At 34.6% G+C, this 12,360-nt stretch carries 14 protein-coding genes and 1 tRNA gene; all 15 read right to left on the bottom strand.

Going from position 1 to position 12,360, the window contains the following annotated elements; translation table 11 throughout:
• Positions 1 to 353: DUF86 domain-containing protein (locus D8787_RS10250; protein ID WP_125423533.1), on the bottom strand; the 353-nt coding region annotated here is incomplete at its 3' end.
• Positions 334 to 648, bottom strand: coding sequence for a nucleotidyltransferase family protein (locus tag D8787_RS10245; protein WP_000263130.1), 315 nt, complete (start codon positions 646 to 648; stop codon positions 334 to 336). The genes D8787_RS10250 and D8787_RS10245, both read right to left, overlap by 20 nt.
• A gap of 45 nt (positions 649 to 693) precedes the next feature.
• Entirely contained in the window at positions 694 to 855 is a 162-nt protein-coding gene (locus D8787_RS10240; protein WP_000077978.1) for a type II toxin-antitoxin system RelB/DinJ family antitoxin, read from the bottom strand.
• A gap of 89 nt (positions 856 to 944) precedes the next feature.
• Positions 945 to 1,322, bottom strand: coding sequence for a type II toxin-antitoxin system HicB family antitoxin (locus D8787_RS10235; RefSeq protein ID WP_000921491.1), 378 nt, complete (start codon positions 1,320 to 1,322; stop codon positions 945 to 947).
• 57 nt (positions 1,323 to 1,379) lie between these two features.
• The gene (locus D8787_RS10230) at positions 1,380 to 1,568 is read right to left on the bottom strand and encodes a type II toxin-antitoxin system HicA family toxin (RefSeq protein WP_001131503.1); all 189 of its coding nucleotides are present in this window, start codon (positions 1,566 to 1,568) and stop codon (positions 1,380 to 1,382) included.
• A 274-nt stretch (positions 1,569 to 1,842) separates the two neighbouring features.
• A tRNA-Arg gene (locus D8787_RS10225) sits at positions 1,843 to 1,914 on the bottom strand.
• 41 nt (positions 1,915 to 1,955) lie between these two features.
• A complete protein-coding gene (gene rplS, locus D8787_RS10220) occupies positions 1,956 to 2,303 on the bottom strand; it encodes a 50S ribosomal protein L19 (RefSeq protein ID WP_001068670.1) in 348 nt (115 codons plus the stop codon).
• A gap of 381 nt (positions 2,304 to 2,684) precedes the next feature.
• On the bottom strand, positions 2,685 to 4,052 hold the full coding sequence (locus D8787_RS10215) for an ISLre2 family transposase (RefSeq protein ID WP_125423529.1): 1,368 nt from the start codon (positions 4,050 to 4,052) through the stop codon (positions 2,685 to 2,687).
• 326 nt (positions 4,053 to 4,378) lie between these two features.
• Positions 4,379 to 5,155, bottom strand: coding sequence for a Fic family protein (locus D8787_RS10210; RefSeq protein ID WP_125423526.1), 777 nt, complete (start codon positions 5,153 to 5,155; stop codon positions 4,379 to 4,381).
• Between the two features lie 46 nt (positions 5,156 to 5,201).
• A complete protein-coding gene (locus D8787_RS10205; protein WP_125423521.1) occupies positions 5,202 to 5,426 on the bottom strand; it encodes a hypothetical protein in 225 nt (74 codons plus the stop codon).
• 52 nt (positions 5,427 to 5,478) lie between these two features.
• Entirely contained in the window at positions 5,479 to 6,285 is an 807-nt protein-coding gene (locus tag D8787_RS10200; RefSeq protein WP_125423518.1) for a ParA family protein, read from the bottom strand.
• A gap of 90 nt (positions 6,286 to 6,375) precedes the next feature.
• Positions 6,376 to 8,052, bottom strand: coding sequence for a helical hairpin domain-containing protein (locus D8787_RS10195; protein WP_125423515.1), 1,677 nt, complete (start codon positions 8,050 to 8,052; stop codon positions 6,376 to 6,378).
• A complete protein-coding gene (locus D8787_RS10190) occupies positions 8,043 to 8,411 on the bottom strand; it encodes a plasmid mobilization protein (RefSeq protein ID WP_125423512.1) in 369 nt (122 codons plus the stop codon). Before D8787_RS10190 ends, D8787_RS10195 begins: the two co-directional genes overlap by 10 nt.
• 220 nt (positions 8,412 to 8,631) lie before the next feature.
• Positions 8,632 to 8,940 (bottom strand): hypothetical protein, encoded by a 309-nt coding sequence (locus D8787_RS10185; protein WP_125423509.1) that lies wholly within the window; start codon positions 8,938 to 8,940, stop codon positions 8,632 to 8,634.
• 48 nt (positions 8,941 to 8,988) lie between these two features.
• Positions 8,989 to 12,360, bottom strand: a 3,372-nt coding sequence (locus tag D8787_RS11530) for a PBECR4 domain-containing protein (RefSeq protein ID WP_185776803.1), incomplete at its 5' end; no start/stop codon positions are given.

Raw genomic sequence — 12,360 nt, 5'->3', positions numbered from 1 at the left:
ATTATAATCGAGTATAAAGATTCTTTCGTTTTGGGAACAGATTCCTTCAATATACCCTCTACAATTTTAAAATTTAAGTTGGAATAATTATGATAAATAAAATTTCTAAAACCTTTTATCTGAATCCAATTTATCCTATCTGAATACTTCTGTTTTACTTCCTCTGATAATTTTCCTAAGGATAACTGTTCTCCTACTTGTCCTAAATTCATAGCAATAGAATCAACTACCATATCATCATCTAAAGGTAAATTATATCTTCTTGCTTTATCCAAAACAGCAACAGCCTTATCAAGATATAAAACCATATCCTTCAAATACGCTATATCAGTTTCAAGAGATTGACTTCTCATAAATAACCTCTCTATCATTCAAAAAATTTTTCTTAACTAACTTCCCAATATTCGTCTTGGGAGAAAGTAAATCACTAACCAATAAAATATCTATATTACCATCAAAAATAGTTAAAAGCCTACCATATACATCAAAATATATCGAATCATCCTCTAACTCCAAAGCAATATCAACATCACTTTTTCCATCAGCTTCACCCCTAGCATAAGAGCCAAATAGATAAATTTTAGATAAATCATATTGTTTAGCAACAGGGACAATTTTTTCCTTTATCTGATCTATTGTATAAACCATAACTAAACCCCTTTGTATCATATATAGCCATACTTTTATTTCAGCTTACTCAGAATCAAGTTTAACATCAAAAGGAATACTTCTTGTCAACACACTCTGTTTTAAAAATAACTTCACAGCAGTTGACATATCCAACCCCAACTCATTAAAAATTGCAGTCGCTTCTTTTTTCAACTCATCATCTACTCTTACAGCAATTTGTGACATAGCATTTCTCCTTTTCTTCTTGTATATCTATTGTATCACTTTTACCAATACATATCAAACTTATTCCCTAATAAATACAGTCTTTAAATTTAAACTTGCAACTTCTGCTCTAATGCTTGTGCCAAAACTTCTGAATAGTTAATCTTTTCTCGATCAGCAAGACGAACTAGCCATTCAGGAACGGTCACGTTCTTTCTAATCGCCTTGTTACTTCTCACAAAAGGCGCAGGATCAACTTGAATCATTGATACAAAACCATCTGAAACTTCAATCTTTAAAATATCACTTGGAGTAGGCAACGCCATCCCTTCATCGATATAAGAAGCTAAAACATTTTCAAGCATTTCTCGAGCATTTTTCATCGCTTCTTCGATATTTTTTCCTTCTGTACCACCACCAAATTCTGGAAATTCTACCCAATATCCTGTTCCTTCTTTATGAAAAATAGCTGGATACGTTTTTAACATTCTACTACCCCCAACATTCTACTACCTCTGATGTAAAAAGACTTAGGAAAGTAAAAATTACAATCCTAAATCTTTGAGAATCTTTCTCTCCAATCCCTTTCCTAAATCTTCATTTCCATGAACTGGAATCGTGACAAGATAAGAAAAACCCTCTTTCTTAAAATGATGATGACTTCCTCTTTGACGAACTTCAACCCATCCATTCTCAAGAGCTAGTTTCACCATTTCTTTACCTGTAAGTGGCATATATTATTGTTACCTCCTTACACTTACTATTATACGCATTATGTGTATGATAGTCAAATTAAAACAAACCACTTTTTTTCTCAATAACTACAAAATAAAATAGATCAGCTTCCTGATCTACTTTATTCTATATTTATTGACTTTTGGTCAAATTTTGGTCACACTTTGGTCAAAGATTCCAAAAATACTAACCTATTTTAAAAAATTAAATTGTGATGATTGCCCATAAACAAACACTTTGAATATTCTTTACGCTTCTTTACATTACTAAAAATGCCCCCTGCTGGAATCGAACCAGCAACTACTCCTTAGGAGGGAGTTGTTATATCCATTGAACTAAGGGAGCTAGATAAAAACTCTGCTGAAAAGCAGAGTTTTTTAGTCGAATTAACGACGGATTTCTTTGATACGAGCTGCTTTACCTTGAAGAGCACGCAAGTAGTACAATTTCGCACGACGTACTTTACCGTAACGAACAACTTCGATTTTTTCAACACGTGGAGTGTGGATTGGGAAGATACGCTCAACACCTACACCGTTAGAGATTTTACGAACTGTGTAGTTTTCTGAGATGCCAGCACCTTTACGTGCGATAACAACACCTTCAAAAATCTGAACACGTTCACGGTTACCTTCGACAACTTTCGCGTGTACACGAACAGTGTCACCAGGACGGAATGATGGAATATCTGTACGAAGTTGACCTTCAGTCAAGCTTTGGATTAATGGATTCATTTTATTCTCCTATCTTTGTCAATCTTGAGGAACCTTCCTCAGCGGATAAACTGTATTTTTGTGCGTCCATTACGCACAAGATACAGTTTACCAAATTTCCACAAAAAAGTAAAGAAATTTATAGCAGAAGTTTGTGTCTATTTTTTTGAGGTAGTAAAAAAATACATCAAAAACGGAAATGTAAAAACAAGGCTAAACAATTTTACTTGCTCAGCCTTGACATCTACTAAAATTTCTGATAGTATTAATCTTACTGATAAACAAGAGCCAATTGTTTATCTTTATGAGAGGTACGTTGCTGCGTGCCTCTTTTTTTTATTGATAAGGTTATTATACAATTTTTACTACTATAAGTCAAGAGTTTACTGAGTTTATAACATCTCATTTATTGATTTTTTTCCCTGCAAAACGTTGTTTGTCTCTCTGTTTTCGGCCCTTCCAAGAAGCATTTACAATCGTTCCTAAACTTCTTGGAGCTTGATCGATCTTTTTGCGTACTTTTGCACTGCTCATTCCTTCTGAATGGTATTTTTCATATTCATTTCTCCAATTACCAAAAAATAAATCTCGGAGTTCTTGATTGTAAGACAACAAAATAAGATGGGACATAGCATCTGCATGATTTAATGACCAATACATTCCTCTATTTTTCATCCGATAACTGATTTTCCGATGCTGGCTTTCCATAATTCCTAAACTTGCTGTTTCTAGATTCCTCTGCTCAGGAGGTTGCGTATATTTAAAATTACCAAGAATTCTATTCTTAAAAACCTTAAAAGTATCAATCTTCTTTTCGTTCTGATTAAGCAGGACGAATGATTCTAGTGTATCAATAGCTGTTTTCAGTTTCTGCTTGCAGTGGCTATCTATGGCTTTCATAAATTGATCTAGTAGCTCTTCGGAATACGGTTTGACCAACTTTTTTATTTCTTTGTTTAGATGGTACCTATCCCAAAAATGTTGATGGTGCTTAATTCCTAGATCTTTTGATATCTCTTTAAATAAATGTGGAGTATATCCGTGCCCCATATCTGAATTAGTCACAAGTAGAGTATCTGACGTAATTTTAAAATGATTATAAATATAATCTACTACTCTTTTCCTTGCTATTCGATTATTGGGAGACACAATTTCCACCTTATCTTTTAAAATTTTCCTCTTTCCATACTCCTCCGTTCCGGTATGAATGACAAAATGAGATAATTCTTTATTCTGTTGTTCTTTTTCTCTTCCACTGACCTTTATCCAAACACCATCTCCTTCAAGATAAATGACAGGTGCCTCAATTTTCTTGACAACTACCTCATCACTATAGTAACGATAATCTTCTTTTTCATTTAACAACTGACTTGCTAGTTTAATTGCTTTTAACACTGTGTCTTTAGTAATATAAACCTGGTACATAAGTTCAATAACTTCCACAACTTTTCGATACGGTAACATTGTAGCTAGCTTGGTGATCTGATACAGCAATTCTTTGGAATAAGCAATACGTTTCTCCAGACCTAACTTTTCATCTACTGGAATCCTACATTTCCCATTCTTATACCAGCGCCTTCTTGAAAAAGTTACCTGACCAAACGTAAATGTAACGGTTCTCTCAGCATAGTTTACAAATTTGTAACCTCTAGCTCTCATTGTGGGAGCAATATAGTTGTCATAGTCACTTACAAATTTATGAAATCCTTGTAGATTTTTCTTCTTAAATTTCTCTACAAATTCTCTTTCATCAATAATTTTTGTATCCAAAATAAAAACACTCCCAACTAAAATCATAATAAAAAAGTATAAATATTTTAGTTCGAGAGTTCAAATGTTTTTTGTCAGAAAAGATAAAAGCCTGGTATTAAACCAGACCTTTAGGTAGTTAACAGTAATATCATCTCATAACTAATATGACTCATTTAACAACAAAAGCAGTAAGTTAAAATAAATGCAAAACGTAATTATAATTATGTTTATAATTACGTTTATAGTTATATTTGTATTTATAAATATAAACCCATTTCTTCTCTGAATTGGCTTTTTTGATGATGATTTTCTTCTGCCTTTTGCTTAAACTGTTGCACCTTTTCTTAGAATTTATCTGACTTTTTTATGAAGTCACCCTTTTTCTCATCGTTGATAGCTCCTTCAAATCCTTTATTTTTAAGATAATTCATATAAAAAAGTTGCTCAGATCGAAAATAATCAAATAATGGATATCTGTTATCATGAACCTGAAATGCTTCAAGCGCTGAATAATAAGTCGCCTTATTAATATCATCTACAATAAAAGGGGTAAGCCCTTCTTTTAAGCATTGTTTATACAAGAGCAATCGACCTATTCGACCATTGCCATCTGCGAAAGGATGAATTCTTTCAAATTGTGCATGAAAGCTTGTTAAGTAATTCAAATCTTTTTGTTTTTTCAAATCATAGCCAATCAGTAAAGAAAGCATCTCATCTTCAGTCTGTTCAACAGAAGCTGTCGCAATTTTTCCTACCTCATTTTGCAATACTTTATAACGACCAACTGGAGCTATCGGGTTATGCTCAGAACTGGTGCCACTTTTTAGAATACGATGCAGTGTTTTAATATAGTCCTCTGTCAGTGGCTCGTTAACGGTATCTAAGATATAATCAAAACATTTAAAATGATTATTCATTTCTACCAAATCATCAATTTTGATTCCTTTTGCATCAATATTTGCGATCGTCTTTGTCTCATAAATTAAGCTAGTCTGCTCTTCTGTCAGACGACTTCCTTCAATCCGGTTAGAATTATAAGCAAAGCGTTTCTGTGTGATATCATAAATACCACCATGCACTTTTCCTTCTCTCTCTGCTAAGAGTCTCGTGATTAAATCCATAATTTCTCCTCGTAGCAAACAGATATATTTATTTATATCTGTTTTTTTATTGTAAACTTTCTAGCCACCTATCAAGATAATCTGATGCAGACTTTGCTCCGGCTTCTTTAGCAATCTCATCTAATTTTTTCCGATTACTTGGTTTTAATGTAAACTGGAATTGCTTTTTGCGTTCAAAACTTTCAAAGTTGGCTACCTCTGAAATCTGCTCAGGTTGGTGGGTTGCTTCGATAATCTGCGAAATCTCTTTTTCTTTTGGTGTGAATGCCATAACAATCTCCTTCTAATTATGTTTATAATTGTATTTGTGTTTATAAATATAATTATATTGTATCATAAATTTTTGAAAAAGTCTGCTCCAGCTCAGTGAAAAACTTTTTGTGTTTTTGATAAACCTCAGGATTCTCTTTCATATCTGCAATAGAGATCTTATCAATCGTGGAATGATTGAATAACTCTTTTGCTGGTACAATTCCTAGAAGGTTATCTGTTCCCTTTTCTTTGGCTTCAAGTCCCAGAGCTTCCAGTAATTCTCTTGATGATCCGTAGTTTGGTCGGATCATATTTGCTAAGAAATATAATTCAGCAGTAATGTATGATTCTCTTGTACGATAGTCAATTACATCCTTTCTGAATGCTTCTAACCGAGTTGATAGATTGAATTTGGCATTATAACCAAACTCTGAAGGAGTCAATGGACTAATAATAGCGTGACTGACTGCAACAGCATTTTTTGTAGCTGTCGCAAAGTCTGGTCTACAATCAATCAAGATATAGTCAAACTGATTCAACTTCTTCTTTTCGTAGTTATCCTCTAGCCAAAGATAAAGTAACATATTTTTCTTATCGCTGTTCTCAAGATCTCGTTCTACAGTGTCAAGTTGAACCGATCCTGGAATTAGACTGATATTTTCCTTGACTTGCTTAATATCCACATCGCCACCTTTAAAAGCATTAGCAATTGTATTCTTGCTCTCATAGATATTGTAACACTGAGTCAAATTACACTGATGATCTAGATCAATCAAAAGCACTTTATGACCTTTCTTGGCAAGCCATTCAGCATAATTAAAAGTTAAAGTTGTTTTCCCAACACCACCTTTGATAGCGGCAAATGTGATAATCTTCATTCTATTTCTCCTTCTCTTTTTCTATACTTCTATTATACCATTATAATTATATTTGTCAATATGTTTATAATTATATTTATAATTATTTTTTTACAATGAAGTTTCTATTTCCTTACGCTGTTCCACATTTTTCTCAATGTCTTGATGTAACTTATAATCTTTTGTAATTACTTCTACTCGCTGATACAAAGCCTGGCGCTCAAAGGTCGCTTCTTTAATAAGTTTATCAATCTCAGTTTTACGAGTACTAGGATCTACTCTCAAATCTTTCAAAATGGAAATAGCTAGTTTCACTTCTTGAGGATTATTTGATTCCAGCGCAAGAAATGCAGACTGAATTTTATTAAGATCACCCAAGCGTTGATCTAATTTATCAAGCAAATTATCTACTTCTTCTAGTTCCTCTTCAAAACGATTTAGCAATTCATCAAATTGCTGTCCTTCTGTCACTCCATGAGAGGATAGATAATTATATTCACGAACAAGCTGATCCAAACTAGAGATTTTCGGATTTTTTCGGATAACCATTTCTCCATTATCATACGACAACTGGGAAGCGACTGTTTCTCCCTTCATGTACCGATTCTTATCAGCGTGTTCAGGATTAACAAAATAGTAGAAGTCATTTTTTCTGATAAAAATTTCATAAGAGCCATCTTCTGCTTTTTCAATCTGATGAGCAGGTATCAGAATGGTTCCCTTATTTCTAATCCCAAATTCCATTTCAAGATAGATCCCATTTTTTGTTTCCTCCATCACCTGCCATTCTTCAACTGTGATTCTCATTTCAAAATCATCTTCTCGTTCCGCCACCATTTTTTCATATTCAGATTTAATTTCATTGACAGAGAAGGTCACCTCGTTACCAACTACTCTTTCAGAAATTTTCTCCAACGAATAATTTCCTTTTTTTGACAAAGTGCGATCCCGAACATTTCTGGTTTGATCTTGGTCAGTCAGACGATACTTTATTTCCTTTCCTGAAGTATCAACTATCAGATTTAAAGCTCGTGCCTTAGACTTGAAATCTTCTAAGGAGCTTGAATGTTTTAAAAGGAAATCTAAACGAGATTTAATTTCATAACGAAATGAATTTTTCTTTCGGTAAGCATGATACGTTTTTCGATTAGTCCATAATCTCTCTTTGAGAATTTTAGCTCCAGCTAAATCCGCATACTTATCTGAAATATTCTCTAAACTTTTTTTCGTTCCTTTCTGCCAACGAAACTTTTTTAATGTAACAGAATTAGTGGAATTAAAAATGATGTGATTGTGAATGTGCCCCTTATCCATGTGAGTCGCTATGACAAATTCATGTTGTCCGCCAGTTAATTCTAGAATCGTTTTTCGACCAATCTCATGAATTTCTTGTGGACTTAAATCATCTTCTGGTGAAAATGATTGGATGATATGATGAGCCAACACTCGGTTCGGATTTTGAATATCCGATAGCTCTTTTGTCCCTGCTCGTTGAGCAGCGTTCTTTTTTGTCAAAAGAAATTCTTCTGTCGCTGTACTCGCATCTGTAATTCCATAAGTAGATACAAGTTGCTTGACTACTCGGCCATCTTTAACCACTGCTGGAAATTCAAACTGTTCATCTTGTTCTAAGAAACTCGTTTTAGTTGGATTCTCGATATAGCGTAAAGCATTATTTAAACTTTTTGTATCAGTCAGCTCGACCGTCTTTGCTTCATCCTCAATATATTTTGTAGATCGTCCTAAAGAAGCAACTCCTTTTATCTGAAGAACCTTTGTTACAACCATCGCTCTTGTTCCTTTGTTTGATTTTCCTGTTTTTGGATAAATTGGCTGACTGTATCTTTCAAATGTTTCTGCAATTCAAGAATCTGACTCAATTCATTTAGACTAGCCTGATTATCTTCGTTTACTTTTTTTGCGACCTGATTAATATTGACACCTATCCGATTTATTTCCTTACGTAACTCTTTCAATTCTTCAAATTTTAAAATATTTACTTCTCCCATAATCAATAGGATTCGAGCAAAGGTATTAAAATTTGGCATTCCAGATTCTGCAACTTTAGTTGAAATAAATCGTGCCTCTTCTTCCGTTAAACGAATTTTTTTCTGAATCATTCGTTTTCTTTTTTCTTTATTTTTCAAAAAATCTTCACCTCTCTTCTGCTATTTTCTCTTGAGGGCCTCAGGCCCCTTTTCTTCTGGCAAGCATAGCACTTGGGTACCCAAATGCTGTTTTTAAAAAGGTCAAAGATAGTCAGGGTGTTACCCCTGACCATTCTTGACTTTTTAAATTTTTGGGGAAATCCCCAATCCCCTAATCCCTGCAAGCAGGAATTTAATTATTTCGAGGAGAAAAGTTTGATTAAACTTTTAAAGTTTCCAAGAGAAAATCCATCCCATCAATCAAGTTCATTTTTAAGATTTCATCTCTAAGTTGCTCAAATCTTTCGTCACTCATTTCCTCGATTTCTTTAAGTGCAATGGGATACATTTCTACTTCTTCTAGTTCATAGGTTGTTTTAATTCGCATATCTCTACGAAGAATATAGAGGCATTCTTTACGTGAAATGTGCTGATTGACTTCATTCACTTTTGGCGAATCTGTAGCCTCATCCTCAAAAAATATCTCCATTAAAAGATCAAAAGTTTCTTGTTTTAGATGTTCAATCATCTTCCGTTTCTCCTTTTTTGTTTTTCTTCCGACGAGTTAGTGCCTCCATTATTGAGGGCTGCTCAGGGACTTTTTTTCTTCCACCTGCATTACAGCCTCCGCCTTTTGACTACCTAACTGCTCAGATTTTTCTTTTGCCTGTTTCAGTTTATCTGCAAACTTATCTTTCGTCACAGTTTTATTTTTCACTAATTCTAACTTAGCATCCATCCGATCAATCAAACTTTTTGCTTCCTTCTGAACAACCTGCAGTTGTTCTACCATATCTTCAAAACCATTTTTATCTTTCGCCCAAATAGCCAAATAGCCAAAACTGTAGCTACTCGTATCAAAACCAAAATGATTAGCCACGACATAAGCGACACTTTCAGCTTGTAATTCTTGCTTACGATATTGGTCGTCCCCATATTGGGCATTGCTTCCTCTATGTAAATCTGCATGAGCCATTTCATGAAAAATGGTTTTTAAAATCTGTTCTTGACCCTTTAATCCTTTTGAAATAACAATTCGATTTTCATCTGGAGAGTAATAACCATTTGTGCTCTCTCTTTTAATTTCTTCAAAACTGATAGGAACCTGATTATCCATTGAAACAGCTTTGGCTGCTCGGTACAAATCTTCATAATCTTTAACATCTCCAGTTAATTCATTAATTGCTTTTGGCAATTCTTTTCCTTCTGTTTGAGATACGTCAAAGACATTTCCTAACTTGAATCGAGTAACGATGATTTCCTTCTGTTCCATTTCATTTTCAGCTGGAGTAAAGTCTAACTCTTTTTGATGAACAGGGGTGCTTGTTTTCACTTGGTAAGGAACCCAAATCTTCAGAGCTTTTGAACCCTTTTTAACTGTTCTGTCAAAATCTGTTTTCCATTTATTGAAACTAGCAACTTGAGAAACATTAGGATTTTGCATCTTCAGCAAATGAATATTGTTGAGTGAGTAGTTGTGAAACTTACTCATCGCATCCAAGAATGATTTAAACTGTTCTGAATCCAAGTAGTTCTTCATTCCTTCTTTCAAGTGTTCAGCTAAAGCTTTTGTATCTTTATTTGCGACTAACTGGGAAATGGTTGGTTCTGAAGTTTTAGTAGCAATTGCTTCGGTTATAACAGTTCCTGCAGCCACCTCAGCATCTGTCCTTCTTTCTCTATCTTCCTGCATTTTATGAAGGTTAGAAGTAGCATTGTATGGATCTGTTCCTTGCAACATCTCATCGGAGTTGGAAATACCATCACCATCCAAATCACGATCCCTCTCATCTTTTCGGTTATACTGATAAATTTTTTCGTATGTATTATCTGGTGTATTTTGCGAATCTTTGACTTGTGTTTTTTCAAATTCATCTCGAACGTTGACAATAGTTTGTTCAACTTTTTCCGATAATTCTTTAATTTCATTTTGCCATTTTTCCACAAGAGCTACTTGTTCCATTGGAGAATCCTTAACTCCCAACTTCTCAAACCAAGCAGATAGATTTTCAACCTCAACACTATCCATTCCATCAAAAGAAATAAATCCTAGACGACTATCATGACTGCTATCCGAAAAACCAATTGGACTATTTTCTAACACTCCGTAAGGTACTTGAGATAAAAGTCGATCTGCATAAGGAGTATCTTCCAAAGCGTAACTGAACTGAGAAATATCTAACTCACTCGCCAATCTCTCCAGATGATACTGATTGAATAATGCCCCATCTAGCTTTATCAACTCTGGGTATTCCCTCATTTCTCGTGTTCCAAGTCTTTCTTTTTGAGCGATGGGGTTAATCTCCTCACCAATATTGTAACGGATACCATCCTGAATCAGTTCACCATCGGGAGCGTAGATACTAAACTGGATCTTAGTTGGAGAGATATAGGCTTCTGGATGATCACCAGTCACTTGTTTTTGCCCTTCCTGATGTAGCTGATAGAAGCTCTGATTGGCCTTGTAAAGCTCTCTAGCAAAGTCTTGATAAGATATCAGATCTGTCTCTTTAAATGGCAATATAGGGCCTTCTGGGCGTTCCTCAGCCCATTGAAGGCGTACATGGTAGTTTTCCTTATAGATATGATCTTGTTTCCACTCTTTATAAAAGTCTGAATTTGTATCTAAAAGATGATCTTCTACAGCCGCAGCAACAATCTGATCAAATTCATCATTGTACTGTTTCGCATAGTCAAGATACTGATTCCAGGCTTGATGAAATTCTTCTGGAGTTTTTGAGATGTCATTTGGAACACCTAAATTATAGACAGTATCTAGGACTTGAGTAAAGGTGGCTGAATCAAGTAGGGGGCTATTCAGTGTGTTCTCTGGCGTTGTTTGTTCAATTTCTTTAGTTGTATCAGGCTTGATTTCTTCAAACAAACCATCTTTCAAAATGGTTTGCAACTCATTACCTCTATCCTTGACATAATCCTCATTGATAGATAACTGTTCAATATGGCCATCACGTTCACGGAAAACACCAAGAATAACTTTTTCCTTAGTTTTCTCTACATCAACTCTTAGATCTCTCTTAATTTTCATGAGAGATGCAGGGACACGTTCATCTCCTATATCTTTGAAAAGAAGTAAGAAATCCTCGTCTTTACTCTTAATAGCTTCTGAAAAGTTAAGTCGTTGTGCAATTCTTACTTCATCTAAGTTATCCAAAACAAACGATTTAGGATCAAGAATATCCTCTAACATAGGAATAACTTGTAATTTTTCTTTTAGACTATTACTAACCAGTATTTGATTATAGTCTCCCCTTCCCTCAGCAAAATCGACTACAAAATCTCCAGCATTTCTACCTGGAACAACTGGCCTGATTCCTGTTAAGTGTAAAAAGTTTTCTCGTTTAAAATTAACATCTAGCAAACTCACCTCTCCATTATTGGAATAGAAATAATAGATTTTACTATTCGCTAATTCCTCTAAATACCATTGAGATGATTTCTGAATAGAACCAGCGTACTGATTCATTCTTTTCAAATCATCAGATGTAATTGGATGGTATTTCGATTGTCTTCGTTGCACTTCCTCAAAAGTTGTGCTAAAATGTAAGTAACGATAGGGTGATGTCGGGTGACTGGCAACAGTTTGCTCAAAGGTTGCTGATAATTCAGCTTCAGGTTCGGCACTGCCTACAGCATCATGCTGTGAATAGCCCTCTCCACCACTGGCCCTATCATTCAAGCGCTCCTGACTTTGTTCAGGGGCTTTTTCTATGTACTCCAGTATTTGTGCATCTAAACGATCAATTTCTTTTCTGATAGACGTCGTACTATCCGCAAAATAAGCATCCCTTTCCAATCTAGTACGTTTTGCGAATAACTTGTCTAAATCAGTCGTTATAAATCGTGACATTTCTTTTTCAAATTGCCATGCCTGTAGTTCATAGTTAATGCCTAAATCTTCCCGAATTTTTTCTGCTAATTCATCTCTCCA

The sequence above is a fragment of the Streptococcus mitis genome (assembly GCF_003944325.1).
Taxonomy (GTDB): Bacteria; Bacillota; Bacilli; order Lactobacillales; family Streptococcaceae; genus Streptococcus; species Streptococcus mitis_CW.
This window is presented reverse-complemented; position numbering and strand designations above follow the sequence as displayed.

Bases quoted from the DNA above. Each gene is read 5' to 3' on its own strand.
- D8787_RS10245 (WP_000263130.1), bottom strand. From the start codon at position 648: ATGGTTTATACAATAGATCAGATAAAGGAAAAAATTGTCCCTGTTGCT.
- D8787_RS10240 (WP_000077978.1), bottom strand. From the start codon at position 855: ATGTCACAAATTGCTGTAAGAGTAGATGATGAGTTGAAAAAAGAAGCG.
- D8787_RS10235 (WP_000921491.1), bottom strand. From the start codon at position 1,322: ATGTTAAAAACGTATCCAGCTATTTTTCATAAAGAAGGAACAGGATAT.
- D8787_RS10230 (WP_001131503.1), bottom strand. From the start codon at position 1,568: ATGCCACTTACAGGTAAAGAAATGGTGAAACTAGCTCTTGAGAATGGA.
- rplS (WP_001068670.1), bottom strand. From the start codon at position 2,303: ATGAATCCATTAATCCAAAGCTTGACTGAAGGTCAACTTCGTACAGAT.
- D8787_RS10210 (WP_125423526.1), bottom strand. From the start codon at position 5,155: ATGGATTTAATCACGAGACTCTTAGCAGAGAGAGAAGGAAAAGTGCAT.
- D8787_RS10205 (WP_125423521.1), bottom strand. From the start codon at position 5,426: ATGGCATTCACACCAAAAGAAAAAGAGATTTCGCAGATTATCGAAGCA.
- D8787_RS10200 (WP_125423518.1), bottom strand. From the start codon at position 6,285: ATGAAGATTATCACATTTGCCGCTATCAAAGGTGGTGTTGGGAAAACA.
- D8787_RS10195 (WP_125423515.1), bottom strand. From the start codon at position 8,052: ATGGTTGTAACAAAGGTTCTTCAGATAAAAGGAGTTGCTTCTTTAGGA.
- D8787_RS10185 (WP_125423509.1), bottom strand. From the start codon at position 8,940: ATGATTGAACATCTAAAACAAGAAACTTTTGATCTTTTAATGGAGATA.